Origin of the sequence: Streptomyces sp. IBSNAI002 (assembly GCF_052244475.1) — a bacterium.
Taxonomy (GTDB): Bacteria; Actinomycetota; Actinomycetes; order Streptomycetales; family Streptomycetaceae; genus Streptomyces.
Map to the genome: position 1 here is coordinate 5,547,823 of NZ_JBQPXG010000002.1, position 19,168 is coordinate 5,566,990.

Annotated in this window: 22 protein-coding genes; 15 read left to right on the forward strand and 7 right to left on the reverse strand. The window is 73.7% G+C overall.

What is annotated here, in order from left to right; translation table 11 throughout:
• The first annotated feature begins 91 nt into the window (after nucleotides 1–91).
• From ACTVZO_RS26900 to ACTVZO_RS26920, 5 genes are all read left to right on the forward strand, one after another.
• A complete protein-coding gene (locus tag ACTVZO_RS26900) occupies nucleotides 92–2,068 on the forward strand; it encodes a peptidoglycan binding domain-containing protein (RefSeq protein ID WP_443300811.1) in 1,977 nt (658 codons plus the stop codon).
• Between the two features lie 133 nt (nucleotides 2,069–2,201).
• Complete coding sequence (locus tag ACTVZO_RS26905) at nucleotides 2,202–3,164, forward strand: ABC transporter ATP-binding protein (protein WP_443300812.1); 963 nt, start codon at nucleotides 2,202–2,204, stop codon at nucleotides 3,162–3,164.
• Nucleotides 3,161–3,901: an ABC transporter permease gene (locus ACTVZO_RS26910; RefSeq protein WP_443300813.1), complete on the forward strand. Its 741-nt coding sequence runs from the start codon at nucleotides 3,161–3,163 to the stop codon at nucleotides 3,899–3,901. The genes ACTVZO_RS26905 and ACTVZO_RS26910 overlap by 4 nt, the downstream gene beginning before the upstream one ends.
• A gap of 4 nt (nucleotides 3,902–3,905) precedes the next feature.
• Nucleotides 3,906–5,075 carry a sensor histidine kinase gene (locus ACTVZO_RS26915; RefSeq protein WP_443300814.1) on the forward strand — a complete coding sequence of 390 codons (1,170 nt, stop codon included), beginning with the start codon at nucleotides 3,906–3,908 and terminating at the stop codon, nucleotides 5,073–5,075.
• Nucleotides 5,072–5,689: a response regulator transcription factor gene (locus ACTVZO_RS26920; protein ID WP_443300815.1), complete on the forward strand. Its 618-nt coding sequence runs from the start codon at nucleotides 5,072–5,074 to the stop codon at nucleotides 5,687–5,689. The genes ACTVZO_RS26915 and ACTVZO_RS26920 overlap by 4 nt, the downstream gene beginning before the upstream one ends.
• A 22-nt stretch (nucleotides 5,690–5,711) precedes the next feature.
• Here ACTVZO_RS26920 and ACTVZO_RS26925 read toward each other — a convergent pair whose 3' ends face one another.
• Both ACTVZO_RS26925 and ACTVZO_RS26930 read right to left on the reverse strand, forming a co-directional pair.
• Nucleotides 5,712–6,506, reverse strand: coding sequence for a transglutaminase-like domain-containing protein (locus ACTVZO_RS26925; protein ID WP_443300816.1), 795 nt, complete (start codon nucleotides 6,504–6,506; stop codon nucleotides 5,712–5,714).
• On the reverse strand, nucleotides 6,503–7,489 hold the full coding sequence (locus ACTVZO_RS26930; protein ID WP_443300817.1) for a GNAT family N-acetyltransferase: 987 nt from the start codon (nucleotides 7,487–7,489) through the stop codon (nucleotides 6,503–6,505). The genes ACTVZO_RS26925 and ACTVZO_RS26930 overlap by 4 nt, the downstream gene beginning before the upstream one ends.
• Before the next feature lie 117 nt (nucleotides 7,490–7,606).
• Between ACTVZO_RS26930 and fdxA the strand changes: the two genes are divergently transcribed.
• Both fdxA and dapC read left to right on the forward strand, forming a co-directional pair.
• Nucleotides 7,607–7,936 (forward strand): ferredoxin, encoded by a 330-nt coding sequence (gene fdxA, locus ACTVZO_RS26935; protein ID WP_443300818.1) that lies wholly within the window; start codon nucleotides 7,607–7,609, stop codon nucleotides 7,934–7,936.
• 107 nt (nucleotides 7,937–8,043) lie between these two features.
• The gene (gene dapC / locus ACTVZO_RS26940) at nucleotides 8,044–9,138 is read left to right on the forward strand and encodes a succinyldiaminopimelate transaminase (RefSeq protein WP_443300819.1); all 1,095 of its coding nucleotides are present in this window, start codon (nucleotides 8,044–8,046) and stop codon (nucleotides 9,136–9,138) included.
• A 75-nt stretch (nucleotides 9,139–9,213) separates the two neighbouring features.
• Here the strand turns inward: dapC and ACTVZO_RS26945 are convergent, their stop codons facing one another.
• Together ACTVZO_RS26945 and ACTVZO_RS26950 are read right to left on the reverse strand one after the other, a co-directional pair.
• The gene (locus ACTVZO_RS26945) at nucleotides 9,214–9,558 is read right to left on the reverse strand and encodes an ATP-binding protein (protein WP_443300820.1); all 345 of its coding nucleotides are present in this window, start codon (nucleotides 9,556–9,558) and stop codon (nucleotides 9,214–9,216) included.
• A 269-nt stretch (nucleotides 9,559–9,827) separates the two neighbouring features.
• Nucleotides 9,828–10,787, reverse strand: coding sequence for a hypothetical protein (locus ACTVZO_RS26950; protein WP_443300821.1), 960 nt, complete (start codon nucleotides 10,785–10,787; stop codon nucleotides 9,828–9,830).
• Between the two features lie 85 nt (nucleotides 10,788–10,872).
• Between ACTVZO_RS26950 and dapE the strand changes: the two genes are divergently transcribed.
• Both dapE and ACTVZO_RS26960 read left to right on the forward strand, forming a co-directional pair.
• Nucleotides 10,873–11,952: a succinyl-diaminopimelate desuccinylase gene (gene dapE / locus ACTVZO_RS26955; protein WP_443300822.1), complete on the forward strand. Its 1,080-nt coding sequence runs from the start codon at nucleotides 10,873–10,875 to the stop codon at nucleotides 11,950–11,952.
• A 64-nt stretch (nucleotides 11,953–12,016) separates the two neighbouring features.
• Complete coding sequence (locus ACTVZO_RS26960) at nucleotides 12,017–12,775, forward strand: LOG family protein (protein ID WP_384222654.1); 759 nt, start codon at nucleotides 12,017–12,019, stop codon at nucleotides 12,773–12,775.
• A gap of 77 nt (nucleotides 12,776–12,852) precedes the next feature.
• On the opposite strand, the gene folP is transcribed toward ACTVZO_RS26960, so the two are convergent.
• Entirely contained in the window at nucleotides 12,853–13,713 is an 861-nt protein-coding gene (gene folP, locus ACTVZO_RS26965; RefSeq protein WP_443300823.1) for a dihydropteroate synthase, read from the reverse strand.
• 76 nt (nucleotides 13,714–13,789) lie between these two features.
• Here folP and ACTVZO_RS26970 point away from each other — a divergent pair, with 76 nt between their 5' ends.
• Nucleotides 13,790–14,143 carry a DivIVA domain-containing protein gene (locus ACTVZO_RS26970; protein WP_443300824.1) on the forward strand — a complete coding sequence of 118 codons (354 nt, stop codon included), beginning with the start codon at nucleotides 13,790–13,792 and terminating at the stop codon, nucleotides 14,141–14,143.
• Nucleotides 14,140–14,721, forward strand: a complete 582-nt coding sequence (locus ACTVZO_RS26975) for a DNA-3-methyladenine glycosylase I (RefSeq protein WP_443300825.1) — start codon at nucleotides 14,140–14,142, stop codon at nucleotides 14,719–14,721. Before ACTVZO_RS26970 ends, ACTVZO_RS26975 begins: the two co-directional genes overlap by 4 nt.
• 12 nt (nucleotides 14,722–14,733) lie before the next feature.
• Here the strand turns inward: ACTVZO_RS26975 and ACTVZO_RS26980 are convergent, their stop codons facing one another.
• On the reverse strand, nucleotides 14,734–15,537 hold the full coding sequence (locus ACTVZO_RS26980) for an enoyl-CoA hydratase/isomerase family protein (RefSeq protein WP_443300826.1): 804 nt from the start codon (nucleotides 15,535–15,537) through the stop codon (nucleotides 14,734–14,736).
• 332 nt (nucleotides 15,538–15,869) lie between these two features.
• On the opposite strand from ACTVZO_RS26980, the gene ACTVZO_RS26985 reads away from it, so the two are divergent.
• Together ACTVZO_RS26985 and ACTVZO_RS26990 are read left to right on the forward strand one after the other, a co-directional pair.
• Nucleotides 15,870–16,037 carry a DUF3117 domain-containing protein gene (locus ACTVZO_RS26985; protein ID WP_003966491.1) on the forward strand — a complete coding sequence of 56 codons (168 nt, stop codon included), beginning with the start codon at nucleotides 15,870–15,872 and terminating at the stop codon, nucleotides 16,035–16,037.
• Between the two features lie 163 nt (nucleotides 16,038–16,200).
• Complete coding sequence (locus ACTVZO_RS26990; protein WP_443300827.1) at nucleotides 16,201–16,818, forward strand: hypothetical protein; 618 nt, start codon at nucleotides 16,201–16,203, stop codon at nucleotides 16,816–16,818.
• Nucleotides 16,819–16,849: 31 nt separating this feature from the next.
• On the opposite strand, the gene ACTVZO_RS26995 is transcribed toward ACTVZO_RS26990, so the two are convergent.
• A complete protein-coding gene (locus ACTVZO_RS26995) occupies nucleotides 16,850–17,512 on the reverse strand; it encodes an O-methyltransferase (RefSeq protein ID WP_069921811.1) in 663 nt (220 codons plus the stop codon).
• Nucleotides 17,513–17,690: 178 nt separating this feature from the next.
• On the opposite strand from ACTVZO_RS26995, the gene sigE reads away from it, so the two are divergent.
• Nucleotides 17,691–18,470 (forward strand): RNA polymerase sigma factor SigE, encoded by a 780-nt coding sequence (gene sigE / locus ACTVZO_RS27000; RefSeq protein WP_384222641.1) that lies wholly within the window; start codon nucleotides 17,691–17,693, stop codon nucleotides 18,468–18,470.
• Nucleotides 18,467–19,129 carry an anti-sigma factor family protein gene (locus ACTVZO_RS27005; RefSeq protein ID WP_443300828.1) on the forward strand — a complete coding sequence of 221 codons (663 nt, stop codon included), beginning with the start codon at nucleotides 18,467–18,469 and terminating at the stop codon, nucleotides 19,127–19,129. Before sigE ends, ACTVZO_RS27005 begins: the two co-directional genes overlap by 4 nt.
• Nucleotides 19,130–19,168: the final 39 nt, after the last annotated feature.

Genomic DNA, 19,168 nt, shown 5'->3' on the forward strand with positions numbered 1-19,168 from the left:
CCCCTCGGGTACACCGCCGTATGGAACCGGCCAGTACCCGACCACGGCTGTGCCTGGGCCTGGCGCGGCGAATGCCCCGGAGGAGAACCCTGTGACCTCGAAGCCGTCCACGCCCGACTCGGACGGGCCCAAGACCGAGACCACTCTGACGACCCGGATCCGGATCAACATCCCGGGTTCGCGGCCGATCCCGCCGGTCGTCGTCCGCAAGGCGATGGGTCCCGGCGACGCCGCGGCCGACGGCGCGGCCGACGCCGCGCCGCAGGGCGCCCAGGCCTCCGGGCCGGCGCCGGGACGGGCGGCCGAGCCGCCGCTCCCGCAGCGGCCGCAGGCCGTGCCGACCCGCATCGAGGCCGAGCGGGAGCCCGCGCGCGCCCCGCAGGGCCAGGGTCAGGGCCAGGGCCAGACCCCGGCCGCCGAGGAGCCCGCCAACAACTGGTTCGCGCCGCGCAAGTCGCCCAACCAGGCGCCCGCGCCCGGCCCCGCACCGGCGCCGGCGCCCGGCCGGGCCCCCGCTCCGCCGCCCGGCCCCGCCGCCGGACGCGCCCCGGCCCCGCACCCGGGCCAGGCCCCGGCCCCCGGCCCGCACCCGGGCCAGGCCCCGCTTCAGGCTCCGTACCCGGGCTCCGCTCAGCGGCCCGCCCCCGCGCCCGGCGCCGTACCCGCGCCGGGCATCACCCCGCCGCCCCCGGCAGGGCCCGGCGCCGGCTACCCGCCGCCCGTGCACACCCAGTCCGCGCCCGCGCCCGGCGCCGGCTTCGCGCCGCCGCGCACCCCGCCTCCGCCGGTCGCGGACTACGGCCGGGCCCCGGGCGGCCCCGGCGTCGGCTCGACCCAGGGCTTCCCGGCGTACGGCGCCGGTCAGGGCGACACCGGCCCGGTCACCGAGGCGTTCCCCGCCTACGGCAGCCAGGGCGACGAGTTCCCCGCCGGTCCCACCGCGGGCCCCGGCTTCGGCAGCGGCCCCGCCGGCGAGGGCGCCCCGCGCTGGCCCGGACCCGAGATGGACCCGGCGCCGGCCCCGGCGGCGACACCCGGACCCACCCCCGTACCGGCCCCCGCGCCCGCCGCCCCGCGGCCCGCGCCCGCGCAGCCGAAGGCCTCCGCCAAGGCCGCGAAGCCCGCCAGGAAGGGCCGCTCCAAGGTGGTCCTGCTCGGCGGCGGCATCGTGGCCCTGCTCGGCGTGGCCTACGGCGCCGGGCTGCTGCTCAACCACTCCGACGTACCCAAGGGCACCACCGTCCTCAGTGTCGACATCAGCGGCAGCCGCGACGAGGCCGTGGCCAAGCTCCAGACGGCCTTCGGCACCCGCGCCGCCGCCCCGCTCCAGCTGAGCGTCGGCGGCAAGCAGGTCGAGCTGAAGCCCGAGAAGGCCGGTCTGACCCTCGACAGCCAGACCACCGTCCGCAACGCCGCCGGCAGCGACTACAACCCGGTCACCGTCATCGGCTCCCTCCTCGGCAACGAGCGCAAGGCCGACCCCGTGATGCCGGTCGACGAGGAGAAGCTCCAGGTCGCGCTCCAGGAGCTCGCGGGCACCGCCGGCACGGCCACCGAGGGCACCATCAAGTTCGACACCGGCAAGGCGGTGGCCGTCCCCGGCGCCCCCGGCTCCACCCTCGACGTGGACGCCTCCGTCGAGAAGGTCACCCAGGCCTTCCGCGACATGGTCGCCACCGGCAACGCGGCCGTGGCCGAACTGCCCGTGACCACCAAGGCGCCCGTCATCGACGACGCCGAACTGGGCCGGGCCATGAAGGAGTTCGCCGAACCGGCGATGTCCGCCAATGCCACGGTCAAGATCGGTGCCAAGTCCCTCGCGTTCGGCGGCAAGTCCCTGCCCAAGATCCTCAGCATGCAGCCCGTCGACGGCCGCCTCGTCGAGAAGTTCGACCTGGAGGCCCTCAAGGAGACCTACGGGAACACCTTCGACGGCGTCACGATCACCCGCGGCACCGGCGCCAAGACCGCCGTCACCCCGCAGGACGTCGCCGGAGCCCTCGGCAAGGCCCTGCGCGGCAAGACCACGGCCGAACGGACCGTCGTCGTCGACACCAACGCGGGCTGACCCGCGCGCGCTGACGGTGCCCCCGCCCCCTCCGGGCGGGGGCACCGTCATGCCCGGTGCATGACATCCGTCATACGGCACCCACGACGCGCGACACTGCCGCGCGGGACCCCGTACGGGCGAGCCTGGGGCCATGACGACGACCGCGACGACACACACCGCACAGCCCGGACCCGCCCCCGCGGACGGCCCCGCCACCGGCACCGTGGTGAGCTTCGAGAACGTGACCAAGAGCTACGGCACGGTCCGGGCGGTCGACGGCCTCTCCCTCGCGCTCCGCCCCGGCGAGACCGTCGCCCTCCTCGGCCCCAACGGCGCCGGGAAGTCCACCACCCTCGACCTCCTCCTCGGCCTGCGCCCCGCCGACTCCGGCTCCGTCCGCCTCTTCGGCACCGGCCCGCGCGAGGCCGTCGCCGCCGGCCGCGTCGGCGCGATGCTCCAGAGCGGCGGCCTGATGGAGGACGTGACCGTGGCCGAACTCGTCCGCCTCGGCTGCTCCCTGCACCCCCGCCCGTACCCGGTGGACGAGGTACTGGCGCGCGCCGGCGTCGACACCATCGCCGACCGCGTGGTCAACAAGCTCTCGGGCGGTCAGGAACAGCGCGTCCGCTTCGCCCTCGCCACCGCGGGCCGCAGCGACCTGATCGTCCTCGACGAGCCCACCACCGGCATGGACGTCACCTCCCGCCGGGCCTTCTGGGCCACGATGCGCGAACAGGCCGCCCAGGGCCGCACCGTGCTCTTCGCCACCCACTACCTGGAGGAGGCGGACGCGATCGCCGACCGGGTGCTGGTCCTGGGCCGCGGCCGGCTGCTCGCCGACGGCACCGCCGCCGAGATCAAGGCCCGGGCCGGCGCCCGGAAGATCTCCTTCGACCTCGAAGGCCACGACCCGGTCGACGAGCAGGTGCTGCGCGCCCTCCCGCACCTCACCCGCTACGAGCGGCACGGCGCGACCGTACGGCTCCAGTCCCGCGACGCCGACGCGACCGTGCACGCCGTGTACGCGCTCGGACTCTACCCCCGCAACCTGGAGGTCGCGGGCCTCGGCCTGGAACAGGCCTTCATCGCCCTCACCGAGGAGGCCGCCAAGTGAACGCGCTCGTGAGGCTCGAGATCACCCGCGCCCTGCGCAACAAGAAGTACCTCTTCTTCACCGTGCTCTACCCGGCCGTCCTGTTCCTGCTGCTCGGCGGCACCATCGACGGCTCCGTCAAGGTCAGCGGCACCGAACTGGGCATGCCCGCCTTCTACATGGTCGCCATGGCCTCCTTCGGCGCCCTCACGGCCGTCCTGATGGGCAACAGCGAACGCATCGCCAAGGAACGCGAGAGCGGCTGGGTCCGCCAGCTGCGGCTGACCGCCCTCCCCGGCCGCGGCTACGTACTGGCCAAGACCGCCGGCGCCGCAGTGCTCTCGCTCCCCGCCATCCTGGTCGTCTTCGCGGTCGCGGCCACCGTCAAGGGCGTACGGTTCGAGGCCTGGCAGTGGTTCGCCCTCACCGGCGCCATCTGGGCCGGCAGCCTGGTCTTCGCCGTGCTCGGCGTCGCCATCGGATACCTGGCGAGCGGGGACACGGCCCGGCCGGTGACGATGCTCGTCTACTTCGGACTGTCGATGCTCGGCGGCCTGTGGATGCCCACGACGAACTTCCCGCAGTGGCTCCAGACCATCGCGGGCTGGCTGCCCACCCACGCCTACGCGGGCCTCGGTCAGGCCATCGAGCTGGGGGGCGCGCCGCGGGCCGGGGACGTCGCGGTCCTCGCGGTGTACTTCGTACTGTTCACCGGTGCCGCCGCCTGGCTGTACCGCAAGGACTCGATGAAGGCGTGAACCCGTGGCGCTGACGGAACACGACGAGGACCGGGGCTTCCCCGAGATCGCCAAACGGCCGGAGAACCGCCGTCAGAAGGCGGTCAAGGCCCTGTGGATCGGCATCTGGCTCTTCTACCTGAGCGCGCCCGTCACCGACCTGGTCAGCGGCGGGCACGGCACCGGGGCGCGGCTGCTCGGGGCCCTGGGCCTCGCGGCCTTCGTCGCCTGGTACCTGGTGCTGGTCTTCCGCAGCGTCCGCCGGACGGCCGTCCCGCGCGTGCTGTTCTCGCTCGTGGTGCTCGCCGCCCAGGCCACGGTCCTCTCGCTGACCCTGGGCCGCGAATGGCTCGTGCTCTTCGTCTACGTGGCCATCTCCTCCGGGGCGGCCCTGCCCGGGGAGGTCTCGCGCTGGACGGTCCCCGGCGCGGCCGCGCTCATGACGGCCACGGCCTTCGCGGTGCCCGGCGGCGAGGCGTACCTGGCGGGCCTGCTCATCCCGGCGCTGATGGGCGGCTTCGCGATGGCCGGCGTCCGGACCCTGATCCGCACCACCGTCGAACTGCGCGAGGCCCGGGCCACGGTGGCGCAGCTGGCGGCCAACGAGGAACGCCTGCGGATGGCCCGCGACCTGCACGACCTGCTGGGCCACTCGCTGTCGCTGATCACGCTGAAGAGCGAGCTGGCGGGCCGCATGCTGCCCGGGCAGCCGCAGGACGCCGCCCGGCAGGTCGCGGACATCGAACGCGTCAGCAGGCAGGCCCTGGTCGACGTACGCGAAGCGGTCAGCGGCTACCGGCGGCCCACCCTGCCCGGCGAACTCGCGGGCGCCCGGACGGCGCTGGCCGCGGCGGGCGTCGTCGCGGACCTTCCGGCGGAGCCCGTGGCCGACCTCTCCGAGGAAGCGGAATCGGCCCTGGCCTGGTCCCTGCGCGAGGCGGTGACCAACGTGGTCCGGCACAGCGGGGCCCGGCGCTGCACGGTCGCCCTCACCGGCCGGCAGACCCTGGGCGGCCGGTTCGTGGAACTGACGGTGTCCGACGACGGCGCGGGAGGCCCCGCCGTCCCCGGTAACGGCCTGACGGGCCTGACGGAGCGCCTGCAGGCGGTCGGCGGAACCCTGTCGGCGGGCCCGGCCGGCCGGTCCGGCTTCCGCCTCGTCGCCCGCGTCCCGGCACTAGGATCCCCGTCATGAGCCGCCGCCCCATCCGCATCCTCCTGGCGGAGGACCAGTCGATGGTCCGCGAGGCACTCGCCGCGCTGCTCGGCCTGGAGCCGGACATCGAGGTGCCGGCGCAGGTCGCCCGCGGCGACGAGGTGGTGGCGGCGGCCCGCGCGCACGACGTCGACGTGGCGCTGCTGGACATCGAGATGCCGGGGATGACGGGCATCGAGGCGGCCGCCGCCCTGCGTGCCGCGCTGCCCGGCATCCGGATCGTCATCCTGACCACCTTCGGCCGGCCGGGGTACCTGCGGGGGGCGATGGAGGCGGGCGCCTCCGCGTTCCTGGTCAAGGACGCACCGGCCGCGCAGCTCGCGGACGCGGTACGCCGGGTCCTGGCGGGGGAGCGGGTCATCGACCCCACCCTGGCCGCGGCGGCTCTCGCGGAGGGCGCGAATCCGCTGACGGAGCGGGAACGGGAAGTGCTGCGCGCGGCGGAGTCGGGGGCGACCAACGCGGAGCTCGCCGCGCGACTGCACCTGTCACCGGGCACGGTCCGCAACTACCTCTCGACGGCGATCCAGAAACTCGCGTCCCGCAACCGGGCCGAAGCCATCCGCACCGCCCGCGAGAAGGGCTGGCTCTAGCCGCCCCCGGCCCCGCCCCCGGTCAGTTCAGGAGGGCGCGGGCCGCCGTGGCCTCGCCCCGGATCCGGGACGCCGCGTCGCCGTCCACCGCGTCGACCACCTCGGCGTACGCCTCCAGCTCGGCCGCCCCGTCCCGGAACGCTCCGCGTTCCACCAGCAGCCGCGCCCGCTCGTACCGCAGCGACGCCGGATGCGACGGCAGCAGCAGCGACAGGTCCAGCGCCCACAGCGCCACCCCCGACTGCTCCGGCCGGGTCGACGCCCACGCTCGGATGTTGTTCAGGATCCGCAGCACGATGTCCAGCGTGCGCGCGGGCGTCCGCGGCCCCTCCGCCGCCTCCGCCGGCCCCGCCCCCAGGGACGCGCCGCCCGCGAACGGGTCGACCACCACGCCCTCCTCCGGGTCCCCGAAGCCCACCACGAAGTGCCCGGGCAGCCCCAGCCCGTACACCGGGGCCCCGGCCCGCCGGGCGACCTCCAGCCAGACCACCGACAGCAGGATCGGCAGGCCCCGCCGGCGCCGCAGCACCTCGTGCAGCAGCGAGGACGACAGCCGTTCGTAGTCCCCCGGGGTGCCGTGGAACCCCACGCGCCCGCCCAGCAGTTCCGTCACCGCCGAGGCCCAGGCCCGGCCGCCCCGCAGCCCGTACGGCAGCATCCCGGCCAGCCGGTCCAGCTCGATCTGTGCCCAGTCCATGACCCGGTCGTCCAGCTCCGGGTCCGCCTCCGCCGCCAGCAGCAGGCACAGCAGCGCCAGGTCCGGGCGCTCCGCCCGCGCCTCCGCGGCGAACTGCGCGCGCCGCTCCGCCGGAGTCACCGCGCCGCCCGGTAGTGGTGGTACGTGTGGTGCGTGGCGAAGCCCATCCCGTCGTAGAGGGCCAGCGCCCCCGGATTGTCCGTCTCCACCTGGAGCCAGGCCGCCGAGGCGCCCTCCTCCAGGGCCCGCCGCGCCAGCGCCGCCATCACCGCGGTCGCCAGGCCCTGCCGCCGGTGCGCGGGATCGACCGTCACCGCCGCGAAACCGGCCCACCGCCCGTCCACCACGCACCGCCCGATCGCCCGGCCGTCCGGCAGCGCCGCGAACCACACCGACGGGCCCTCGACCAGCAGCCGTCTCGCCACCTCCGGGTCGCCGACCTTGCCGTAGCGCCCGAGCCACGCCTCGTCCGGCGTACGGGTCAGACGTACGGCCCCGGCGGCGGGCGCGTCCGCGTCCCCGACCGGCGCCAGCGCCCCGATCCGTACCTGCGCCGACACCTCGGCCGCCCAGCCGCGCCGTTCCAGCTCCCCGATCAGCAGCTCCTGGGTGCCGACGGCCCCCGTCGCGGCCTGCACGTAGGCCGGAAGTCCCCGCTCCGCGTACCAGGAGGTCACTCGCGCGAGTGCTTCGTCCAGCGGTATCCCCGGATCGCCGACCGGCAGCACCGAGTTGGCCCGCCGGGTGAAGCCGGCGGCCGCCCGCAGCGTCCACTCGCCCAGCGGCTCGCTCTCCAGCGGCTGCCAGGACCGGGCCGTCACCCTCGAAAGCTCCTCGAAGGAGGCCGCGGGACCCCTCCGGCGGGCCGGCGCGGGGGGCACGATCTTGCCCGCCACCAGCGAGGATTCCGCGATGCGGACGGACTTTCCATTCTTTTGTGTGATCAGCAGCACACCCTCGTTCCAGGATGTGAGAACCCCTACGGCGTCCGTGTACCCGGGGACCCCGCTCGACCCGTACTCCACCCGTCGTACAGACACTCGTTTACCCACGTCAGCCGGGGTGATACGGACCTCCAGCAGCCCACCGGCAGTGATTTCCACAGCTCTGTCCGCCCCTCCTGTTCGGATCGTGCCCGGGAACGGAGATACTAGGTGCGGGCATCGACGACGCCGCGCTCCCGCGCGATATGGAAAGCCCTACCGAGGAGGAACGAGAGCGTGACCTACGTCATCGCGGAGCCTTGTGTCGACGTCAAGGACAAGGCATGCATCGAAGAGTGCCCCGTCGACTGCATCTACGAGGGCAAGCGGTCCTTGTACATCCACCCGGACGAGTGCGTCGACTGTGGTGCGTGTGAGCCGGTCTGCCCGGTCGAGGCCATCTTCTACGAGGACGACACTCCGGAAGAGTGGAAGGACTACTACAAGGCGAACGTCGAGTTCTTCGACGAGCTCGGTTCGCCCGGTGGTGCCTCGAAGCTGGGCCTGATCGAGCGGGACCACCCCTTCATCGCGGCGCTCCCCGCCGACATCAACCCTTCTCACTGAGGGTTCACGGCACGAGCGCCACTCGGTCCCGTACGGCCAGCCCGCCGCACGGGGCCGAGGTGTTTCCCGACCTTCGCGACCGGCACCGAGAGAGAGCAGAGAGCACCGTGGCCGCAGTATCCGACCGTCTTCCCGCCTTCCCCTGGGACAAGCTGGAGCCGTACAAGAAGACGGCGGCGGCCCACGCGGACGGCATCGTCGACCTGTCGGTCGGCACGCCCGTGGACCCGGTGCCCGAGCTGGTCCAGCGCGCCCTGACCGGCGCCGCGGACTCCCCGGGCTACCCGACGGTGTGGGGCACCGCGGCCCTGCGCGACGCGATCACCGGCTGGCTGCGCGGCCGCCTCGGCGCGAGCGCCGCCGAGCACCGCAACGTCCTGCCGGTCGTCGGCTCCAAGGAGCTGGTGGCCTGGCTGCCGACCCAGCTGGGGCTGGGCGCGGGCGACAAGGTCGCCTACCCGCGGCTCGCGTACCCGACGTACGAGGTCGGCGCGCGTCTGTGCGGCGCCGAAGCGGTGGTCTACGACGACCCGACCGAGCTCGACCCGGCCGGCGTGAAGCTGCTGTGGCTCAACTCCCCGTCCAACCCCACCGGCAAGGTCCTCGCGAAGGACGAGCTCATCCGGATCGTGGCGTGGGCGCGCGAGCACGGGATCCTGGTCTTCAGCGACGAGTGCTACCTGGAGCTGGGCTGGGAGGCCGAGCCGGTCTCCGTCCTGCACGACGAGGTCTGCGGCGGTTCGTACGAGGGCCTCGTCGCCGTCCACTCGCTCTCCAAGCGCTCCAACCTGGCCGGCTACCGGGCCGCCTTCATCGCCGGTGACGCGGACGTGCTCGGCGAGCTGCTGGAGATCCGCAAGCACGGCGGCATGATGACCCCCGCCCCGGTGCAGGCGGCCACGGTCGCGGCGCTCGGCGACGACCGGCACGTCGAGGAGCAGCGCGTCCGCTACGCGGCCCGCCGCGCGGCGCTGCGCACGGCGCTGGAGGCGCACGGCTTCCGGGTTGAGCACAGCGAGGCGAGCCTCTACCTGTGGGTCACCCGGGACGAGCCCTGCTGGGACACCGTGGCCCACCTCGCCGACCTGGGCATCCTGGTCGCGCCCGGAGACTTCTACGGGGAGGCGGGCGCGCGGTTCGTGCGCGTGGCCTTCACCGCCACCGACGAGCGCGTCGAGGCCGCGGTCAAGCGCCTGGGCTGACCGGTCAGGCGGCCGGACAGCCCGAAGGGGCCGGGAGTTCGTGCTCCCGGCCCCTTCGGTGTTTCCCGCGGCGGGTCAGCCCAGCGGCAGCTGGGGCAGGCCGCCGGTGAGGCCGCCCGGCAGGCCGCCCGGCAGCTCGGCCGGGAGACCGCCCGGCAGCTCACCGGTCGCCGGCAGCTGCTGCGCGGTGGGCAGGCCGCCGAGCAGGCCGCCGGCCTTGTCGGTCAGACCGGCGGCGGGGGCGGCCGCCGGAAGGGCCTCGACGGCGGTGCTCGCCGTGTCCGTGGCCGCCGCCGTCGTGGCCGCGGCGTCGGGGGCGTCCGCGGCGCTGGCCGCGCCGGCCGCACCGACCACGGGTGCTGCCCCGGCTGCGAGGAGCAGCGCGGCGCGGGCGATCCGACGGGTCAGGGGGAGGGACATGATGCTCCTAAGCGGTAGCGGCTGAGTACGCCGTGTACAACCGCTCGTGGGGCGGGTGGAGTTGCGGGGCCGAAGGGTAAAAGATCGGTAACGCATCGTTTAATCGGCTTCCGCGACAAGCGCATTGGATGCGCGCCCACCAGGCCTTCTGTCGCTCCGCGGCGCCGCGGCCGCCGGTCCGGCCACCCCCGTACGGGGGACACCTCGCACGCGCGGCCGGTCCCCTGCGGGGCGCGTCCGGCAGGCGTGCGGCCCGGCAGGCGTGCGGCTCAGCGGGCGACGAAGATCCGGACCTCGTCGCCGAGGGAGTTGTGCGGGTCGCCGTCCCCGGACTTGCCGGGGCCGCCCTTGTCCTGCCACACGCCCCGGGCCTGCCCGCCGACCCAGCCGCTGCCCCGGTACGAGACCCGGGCGACGCCCAGCTCGTGCGACCGGGCCACCGCCCAGTGCGCCATCGCCCGGCCGCGGCGCTCCTCGGCCGCGCCGCCGTCCCGCTTCAGCAGCAGCCTGATCTCGGGCTCCGCGACCCCGCCCGGATCGGTCCGGCCGGTTTCGGTCCCGCCCGCGGCGCCCCCGCCGCCGGCCAGCGCCTCCTTGCCGAAGGCCCGTACGAGCTCCGCCTTCACCTTCTCCGGATCACCCTTCAGCGGGGCCGGGCCCGAGCAGAACAGCACCCCGCCCTCGCCGAAGGCCGCCGTCAGGACCGTCGCGTCCGTCTCGTGCTTCGCGTAGGCCTGCGGGTACCCGCTGCGCTGGACCTTCTGCGCCGCCACCGTCAGCGGCAGCCGCGAATACCCCGGCACGTCGACGAGGTGGTCGTAGAAGATCCCGGCCGAGTAGACCGGGTCCGTGATCTGCTCCGGGGTGCCCCAGCCCATCGAGGGCCGCTGCTGGAACAGGCCCAGCGAGTCGCGGTCGCCGTGGTCGAGGTTGCGCAGGGCCGACTCCTGCATGGCGGTCGCCAGCGCGATGGTCACCGCCCGGTCCGGCAGTCCCTTGGAGATGCCGACGGCCGCTATCGTCGCCGCGTTCGCCGCCTGCTCGGGTGTCATCTCGTACTTCTGGCCGCCGCCGGCGGTCGCGGTGGCGGTGCAGTACGGGGCACCGGCCCCGCCGTTGGAGTACCGCTGCACGGCGAAATAACCGATCACCGCGAACAGGACGAGCAGACCTACGGCCGCACGGAGCGGCCTGCGGCGACGAGGGCGTGGAGCACGGGATTCGGACACGCGGCCCACCGTACTTGAGGCATATGACGTGTCCACCGGCCGGACGACGAGGTGGCCCCCCGGGTGGGGGCGTTAGGGTCGTTTCATGCCCGAATCCGAGCTGGACCTCACCCTGGACGCCGCCGAGCTGACCGCCCGGCTCGTCGACATCCCCTCCGTGAGCGGCGACGAGAAGGTACTCGCCGATCTCGTGGAACGCGCGCTGCGGGCCCTGCCGCACCTCGCCGTGGACCGCTTCGGCAACAACGTCGTCGCCCGTACGCACCTCGGCCGCGCCGAGCGCGTCGTGCTCGCCGGCCACCTCGACACCGTGCCGATCGCCGACAACGTCCCCTCCCGTCTCGACGAGAACGACGTCCTGTGGGGCTGCGGCACGACGGACATGAAGTCCGGGGTCGCCGTGCAGCTGCGCATCGCCGCGACCGTCCCCGAGCCGAACCGGGACCTCACCTTCGTCTTCTACGACCAGGAGGAGGTCGCCGCCGACCTCAACGGCCTGGGCAAGGTCGCCGAGGCCCACCCCGACTGGCTGAACGGCGACTTCGCGGTGCTCCTCGAGCCCTCGAACGCCGAGGTCGAGGGCGGCTGCCAGGGCACCCTGCGGGTGCTGCTGCGGACCGCGGGCGAGCGCGCCCACTCCGCGCGCAGCTGGATGGGCTCCAACGCGATCCACTCGGCGGCGCCGATCCTGGCGCGGCTGGCCGCGTACGAGCCGCGCAGGCCCGTGATCGACGGTCTGGAGTACCACGAGGGCCTCAACGCGGTCCGTGTGGAGGGCGGCGTCGCCAACAACGTCATCCCCGACGCGTGCACGGTGACGGTCAACTTCCGCTATGCCCCCGACCGCACCGAGGCGGAGGCGGTCGCCCACGTCCGGGAGGTCTTCGCGGACTGCGACATCGCCGAGTTCGTCGTCGACGACTCCTCGGGCGGCGCCCTGCCCGGCCTCTCGCACCCCGCCGCCGCGGCCTTCATGGAGGCGGTCGGCGGCCGCGCCATGCCGAAGTTCGGCTGGACGGACGTCTCCCGCTTCAGCGCGCTCGGCGTTCCGGCGGTCAACTACGGCCCGGGCGACGCGCTGCTGGCCCACAAGGTCGACGAACGCGTCGAGACGAAGGCGATCCTGCACTGCGAGGAACGACTCCGCGCCTGGCTGACCTCCTGAATTCCGCTTGCCGTCACCTTTGTGCGCCTAACCTGATCCAACGATCAGCAGGAGGGAGCACATCATGGGCAACCCTGAAGGGTCCGCTCGTCGTCGGCCCGAGGAGCAGCAGCTCGGCCCGGTGCTGAGGAGGCGGAGCCAGATCAAGGCGGGCAGTACGACGGACCAGCGGCTGCTGGACTCCGCCGGGCCTTCCGAGTGGGTGCACACCGATCCCTGGCGGGTCCTGCGCATCCAGTCCGAGTTCATCGAGGGCTTCGGCACGCTCGCCGAGCTGCCGCCCGCGATCAGCGTGTTCGGATCGGCCCGCACCCCGGCGGGGACGCCGGAGTACGAGGCGGGCGAGCGGATCGGGCGGGCGCTGGTCGACGCCGGGTTCGCGGTGATCACCGGTGGCGGTCCGGGTGCGATGGAGGCGGCCAACAAGGGCGCCCGCGAGGCGGGCGGCGTCTCGGTCGGCCTGGGCATCGAGCTGCCCTTCGAGCAGGGGCTCAACCAGCACGTCGACCTCGGTCTGAACTTCCGGTACTTCTTCGTCCGCAAGACGATGTTCGTGAAGTACAGCCAGGGCTTCGTGGTGCTGCCGGGCGGCCTCGGCACGCTCGACGAGCTGTTCGAGGCGCTGACCCTGGTCCAGACCCAGAAGATCACCCGCTTCCCGATCGTGCTGTTCGGCACGGAGTACTGGAGCGGGCTGGTCGACTGGCTGCGGGGCACGGTGATCGCCCAGGGCAAGGCCTCGGAGAAGGACCTGTACCTGTTCCACGTCACGGACGACGTGGACGAGGCGATCGCGCTGGTGACGAAGGAAGTCGGGAAGTAGGACCCGCACACCCCGGGGCCGGGCCCGCGGGCCCGGCCCCGGGGCCGCTCTGCCGGCCCGGGGCCGGGCGGCGTGGCTCAGGCCAGCCCGCGGCGGGCCACGGCCGGAGGGCGCAGGCCCTGGATGGAGCGGACCATCTCCAGGATCTGCCGGGTCTCCGCGACCTCGTGGACCCGGTAGACCTGTGCGCCCAGCCAGGCCGAGACGGCCGTCGTGGCCAGGGTGCCCAGCAGTCGCTCCTTGACCGGCTTGTCGAGGGTCTCGCCCACGAAGTCCTTGTTGGACAGGGAGACCAGCACCGGCCAGCCCGTCGCCGTCATCTCGTCCAGCCGGCGCGTGGCCTCCAGCGAGTGCCGGGTGCTCTTCCCGAAGTCGTGCCCCGGGTCGATCATGATCGCGTCCCTGCGGACCCCGAGGGCCGCCGCCCGTTCGGCGAGGCCGACCGTGACCCGCAGGATGTCGTCCATGACGTCCTCGTACGAGGTCCGGTGCGGCCGGGTGCGCGGCTCGACGCCGCCCGCGTGGGTGCAGACCAGCCCGGCCCCGTGGCGCGCCGCGACCTCCGCCAGCTTGGGGTCCACCCCGCCCCAGGCGTCGTTCAGCAGATCGGCCCCGGCCTCGCACACGGCCTCGCCGACCTCGTGCCGCCAGGTGTCCACGCTGATCACCACGTCCGGGTGGCGGCGCCGGACCTCGGCCACGAAGCCCACCGTGCGCCGGGCCTCCTCGGCCGCGTCCACGTGCTCGCCCGGTCCGGCCTTGACCCCGCCGATGTCGATGATCGCGGCGCCCTCGGCGACCGCCTGCTCGACCCGGTCGAGCGCCGGCTCGTCGCGGAACGTCGCGCCCTGGTCGTAGAAGGAGTCCGGAGTCCGGTTCACGATGGCCATGATCACCGGCTCGTGGGTGTCGAACTCGCGCCTGCCCAGTCGCAGCATCCTGCTCTTTCCTCCTTCGGCGGCCCATGCGCCTCGCCTGCGACCTTAACCTGGTGGCCGGAGTCTCTCAGGGGAGTTGATCGTGTTCTTCTTCTTGATGATCGCGCTGGTCGTGGTCGTGGCAGCGGTCACCCTGGCGGTGATCGGCGGCGGTTCGGAAGCCGTCCTGCCGGAAGCGGAGCCGGACCGGGTGGCCGACGGGCTGCCGGAGACCCGGCCGGTCGTACGGGCGGACATCGAAGCCCTGCGGCTGCCGGTCGCGCCGCGCGGCTACCGCATGGCCGAGGTGGACGACGTACTGGAGCGGCTGGCGGCGGAGCTGGCCGAACGGGACGCGCGGATCGCGCAGCTCACGGCGGCGGCCGCACCCGCCGCACCGGCCGGCCCGGCCCCGCAGGACCGGGTGGACCTCACCAAGGACGAGCGGTGAGCGGTACCGGCCTGGTGGCCGGACCGGACGGCGGTCTGCGCTGTCCCTGGGGGCTGTCCACCGAGGACTACGTCGTCTACCACGACACCGAATGGGGCAAGCCGGTCCACGGGGACGACGCCCTGTACGAGCGGCTGTGCCTGGAGGCCTTCCAGTCCGGGCTGTCGTGGATCACCATCCTGCGGCGGCGCGAGGGCTTCCGTAAGGCCTTCGCGAAGTTCGAGATCGCGGCGGTCGCGGAGTTCGGGCCGGCCGACGCCGAGCGGCTGCTCGCCGACGAGGGGATCATCCGCAACCGGGCCAAGATCGAGGCCACCCTCGCCAACGCGAAGGTGCTGGCCGGCTGGCAGCCCGGGGAACTGGACGGGCTGATCTGGTCCCACGCCCCGAAGCGGCGGGGCCGGGCCCCGAGGAGCACCGCCGACGTGCCGGCGGTCACCCCGGAGTCCACGGCCCTGGCCAAGGCCCTGAAGAAGGCGGGCATCCGCTTCGTCGGACCCACCACGGCCTACGCCCTGATGCAGGCGTGCGGCCTGGTCAACGACCACCTCGCGGGCTGCGTCTCCCGCGAGGCGTAGCGGCCCGGCGGGTCAGCGGCCGAGGTACTGCGGCGGCTGCTTCGCGAGGAAGGCCTGCACGGCGATGGAGTGGTCCTCGGAGGCCCCGGCGCGGGTCTGGAGGACGTCCTCGTGCTCGAGCGCCTCGGGGAGCGAGTGGGAGGCCCCGTACGCCAGCGACTCCTTCAGGGCCGCGTAGGCGACCGTCGGCCCGGACGCCAGCGCGCGGGCCACGGCCTCGGCCTCGGCGTGCAGGGAGTCCGCGGGGACCAGGCGGTTGGCGATGCCCAGCTCGTACGCCTCCTGCGCCTTGACCGAGCGCGGGAAGAGCAGCAGGTCGGACGCCCGGGAGGCGCCGATCAGGCGGGGCAGGGTCCACGAGACCCCGGAGTCGGCGGTCAGCGCCACCCCGGCGAACGAGGTGTTGAAGGACGCGGTGTCGGCGACGACCCGGAAGTCGGCCGCGAGCGCGAACCCGAAGCCCGCCCCGGCCGCCACGCCGTTGACCCCGGCCACCACCGGCTTCGGCATCTGCGTCAGCGCGCGGACGATCGGGTTGTAGTGCTCGGCGACGGTGCTCATCGTGAGGGAGGAGCCGCCCTCGCGGTCCGCCGCCAGGTTCCCGATGTGCTCCTTGAGGTCCTGGCCCACGCAGAACGCCCGGTTGCCGGCCGCGGTCAGCAGCACGGCCCGCACCGCGGTGTCCGCGGCCGCGGCGAGGGCCGCGTCGCGCAGTGCGACCTTGGCCTCCGTGTTCATGGCGTTCATCGCGTCCGGGCGGTTGATCGTGATGGTCGCGAGTCCGTCGGTCACTTCGTAGAGCACGCTGTCGGCCATGGCGGGGGGTCCCCCTTCGTCGCGGGATGGCTACCGGCCGGTACCGGCCGGTGCAAGGGCCAGCATGGCGGACCGGACGGCACGCGCACATGTGATGTGCGTCAAAGAAAGCGGAGGCCCTTCACCGGGAGCGGGGGCGAAGTATCGCAGGCGGGTCCCCGAAATGAGTGGTTTTGGCCGAGCGCGTTGCCCAAGCGTTCCCGGCCGATGTTGGTCATCGGGTCCTGACATGCGGGATAATGGCTGGGAAGCAATGTGTTCGATGCCGGGTACTAGGCGCCTGAATGGGGCCGTCGGCTGACGATGAGCTGGTTTCAGGAAGGGGAACGAGCATGGCGGCCATGAAGCCGCGGACGGGCGACGGCCCGCTCGAGGTCACCAAGGAGGGGCGGGGCATCGTCATGCGCGTACCGCTCGAGGGCGGCGGTCGGCTCGTCGTCGAGCTGACCCCGGACGAGGCGGACGCCCTGGGTGACGCCCTCAAGAAGGTCGTCGGCTGACCTTTCGGCACCATCTGCATTCTGCGTTCTCTGCGCTGCCCCGACCGCTCGTGAGCGGTCGGGGCAGCGTTGTGTCCAGGACCGTGACCGTGAGCGCGGCCGTGACCGTGACTGTGATCGCGTCTGTGATCGCGTCTGTGATCTTGACCGTCGGAGCCGTGACGTGACGTTCTCCCCGCCCGCCCCGCCCGCCTTCGCGGACTGCACGCCCCGCCTGAAGGCGGCCCGGATCCTCTCCGACGCGCTCGCTCCGGCGAACCTCGTGGTCGCCCTGCTGCTGCTGATCGGCTGGCACGCCACCGGTTCGTGGTCCGGCCTCGGCTGGGGTCTGCTGGCCGCCCTGTTCTGCGGGGTGGTCCCGATCGGGATCATCGCGCTCGGCGTGCGGCGGGGCGCGCTGACCGACCAGCACATCCGGGTGCGGAGCCAGCGGGTCGCCCCGATGGCCCTGAGCCTGGTCTCCGTCGCGGCCGGGATCGGGCTGCTGCGCGCCCTGGGCGCCCCGGCGGACGTGTTCGCGCTCGTCGTGGCGATGCTCGCCGGGCTCGTGTCGTCCCTGCTGGTCACCCTCGGCTGGCAGATATCCATCCACATGTCGGTGGCCGGCGGCACCGTGATGATCCTGCTGCTCGTCTTCGGCCCGCCGGTCCTCCCGGCGGCGCTGATCGTCGCCGCCATCGGCTGGTCCCGGCTGGCGCTGCGGGCGCACACGGCCGCTCAGCTGCTCGCCGGGACCGCCCTGGGCGGGACGGCGGCCCTCACCTTCGCCCTGCTGCGCTGACGCCGGCCCGGCACGATCCGTCAGACACCGCCTAGCGCCGTACGGCGCACAGCAGTCCGTCGCCCACGGGGAGCAGCGCGGCCTCCAGGGCGGGGCTCTCCCGGACGCTGCGCAGCAGTTCGCGGACGCGGAGCACCTCCACCGGCTGGGCCGAGGAGTCGACCGTACGGCCGTCGGAGAAGACCCCCTCGAAGCACACCAGTCCGCCGGGCCGCAGCAGGCGCAACGATTCAGCGAGGTAGTCGAGGGACTCGGCCGGGTCGCCGTCGCAGAAGACCAGGTCGTACCCGCCGTCGGCGAGACGGGGGAGCACGTCGAGTGCCCGGCCGGGGATGAAGCGCGCGCGGTTGCCCGCGAAGCCGGCGGCGCGGAAGGCCTGGCGGGCGAAGGCCTGGCGGTCGGCTTCGGGATCCACCGTGGTCAGCACGCCGTCCGGGCGCATCCCGTGCAGCAGGTGGATGCCGGAGACGCCCGTTCCGGTGCCGATCTCGGCGACCGCCTTGGCGTCCGCGGTGGCGGCGAGCAGGCGCAGCGCGGCCCCGGTACCGGGGGAGACCGAGCGCAGGCCCGCTTCCCTGGACCGGTCGCGGGCCCATCGCAGAGCGTCGTCCTCGGCGACAAACGCGTCGGCGAACGCCCAGCTCGTCTGCCGGTTGCCGGTAATGACCCTCTCCTGTCCCCATAGTTGGCGCAACGGTGACTGTATCCGTTGACGTCGGGAACCCGCAGATGGGACCGGGCGTTGAGTGGGGTGTGGGCGGGATCAGAAGGGACGGGGCCGGGCAGATCGCCGGTCCGGACCGTTCCGGGGCCCGCGAGCCGTGCAAAGTTAATGCAAAAACGCTTATCCGGAGCTGACGGAGGGGGTGGCTATGGTAGGGACTCCGCTGGACACCACCAGAGCCGACAGGGGAGGTGCGGCTGCGCCTGTGGATCGTGGGGGCGTGTTGAGACGCCTCTTCTGGTCGGCTGGCGAGCCGAAATCCGTGACCGACACCGCTGACCGCTTCCACACCGCAGCCACCGCAACCACCGCGACCTTCGCCGCCGATGCGGGCTCCCAGGCGTGGACCCCTCCTTCGTGGGAGGAGATCGTCAGCACGCACAGTGCGCGGGTCTACCGTCTCGCCTACCGCCTGACGGGCAACCAGCACGATGCCGAGGACCTGACCCAAGAGGTCTTCGTCCGCGTCTTCCGCTCGCTGTCGACGTACACGCCCGGCACCTTCGAGGGCTGGCTGCACCGCATCACCACGAACCTGTTCCTGGACATGGTCCGCCGCAAGCAGCGCATCCGCTTCGACGCGCTCGCCGACGACGCCGCCGAGCGGCTGCCCAGCCGCGAGCCGTCCCCCCAGCAGGTCCTGCACGACACCCACTTCGACGCGGACGTCCAGCAGGCGCTGGACACCCTCGCGCCCGAGTTCCGCGCCGCCGTGGTGCTGTGCGACATCGAGGGCCTGTCGTACGAGGAGATCGCCGCCACGCTCGGCGTGAAGCTCGGCACCGTGCGCAGCCGCATCCACCGGGGCCGCTCGCACCTGCGCAAGGCGCTCAAGCACCGGTCGCCCGAAGCCCGCGCCGAGCAGCGCGCCCTGGCCGGGGTGGCCGTGGGCGCGCCGGGGACCGGGGGAGAGGGCGGAGCCGAGTGAGCGGAGTCAGTCCGTCCCCCGCCGAACAGCACCTGGGCGACCGGCTCGCCGCCCTGGTGGACGGCGAGCTCAACCACGACGCGCGCGAGCGCGTCCTGGCCCACCTGGCCACCTGCGCCAAGTGCAAGGCCGAGGCCGATGCCCAGCGCCGGCTGAAGACCATGTTCGTGGAGAGCGCGCCGCCGCCGCTGTCCGCAGGGCTGCTGGCCCGTCTCCAGGGGCTGCCGGGCGGCGGCCTCGACGGACCGCCGGGCCCCGGGGGTCCCCCCTCCGGAGACCCGCTCTCCTCCTTCGCGTACGCCCTGCCCCCGGCCTCCCGGCCGCAGCAGGAGGGCTTCCGGATCCACGAGGTGGGCCGTCCGCGCCGCCGGTTCGCGTTCGCCGCCGCCGGAGCGGTGTCCCTCGCCGCGCTCGCGCTGGGCGGTGCGATGCCGCTGGAGACCATGGACCCGGCCCTGCGGGGCGAATCCCCCGCACCCGCGTCCCGGCCCGGCCCGGGCGCGCCGGTGAACGACGCGACGGTGGCCGACGCCTTCGTCCGCGACCGGATGCCCACCCCGGCCGCCGTCCCGACGCTCCTGTCGACCGCGGCGACCCCGCTCCCGCCGCTCCATCCCTCCCCGCCGGGCACGGCCCGCCCGGTCTCCCTGCTGCGCTGACCCGGGACCTGGTTGAATCTGCGGCACATGCGCACGAGT

Coding starts and splice junctions, on each gene's coding strand:
- ACTVZO_RS26985 (WP_003966491.1), top strand. CDS start 15,870: ATGGCGGCCATGAAGCCGCGGACGGGCGACGGCCCGCTCGAGGTCACC.
- dapE (WP_443300822.1), top strand. CDS start 10,873: ATGCCCGAATCCGAGCTGGACCTCACCCTGGACGCCGCCGAGCTGACC.
- ACTVZO_RS26960 (WP_384222654.1), top strand. CDS start 12,017: ATGGGCAACCCTGAAGGGTCCGCTCGTCGTCGGCCCGAGGAGCAGCAG.
- folP (WP_443300823.1), bottom strand. CDS start 13,713: ATGCTGCGACTGGGCAGGCGCGAGTTCGACACCCACGAGCCGGTGATC.
- ACTVZO_RS26980 (WP_443300826.1), bottom strand. CDS start 15,537: ATGGCCGACAGCGTGCTCTACGAAGTGACCGACGGACTCGCGACCATC.
- ACTVZO_RS26945 (WP_443300820.1), bottom strand. CDS start 9,558: ATGTCCCTCCCCCTGACCCGTCGGATCGCCCGCGCCGCGCTGCTCCTC.
- sigE (WP_384222641.1), top strand. CDS start 17,691: ATGGTAGGGACTCCGCTGGACACCACCAGAGCCGACAGGGGAGGTGCG.
- ACTVZO_RS26920 (WP_443300815.1), top strand. CDS start 5,072: ATGAGCCGCCGCCCCATCCGCATCCTCCTGGCGGAGGACCAGTCGATG.
- ACTVZO_RS26905 (WP_443300812.1), top strand. CDS start 2,202: ATGACGACGACCGCGACGACACACACCGCACAGCCCGGACCCGCCCCC.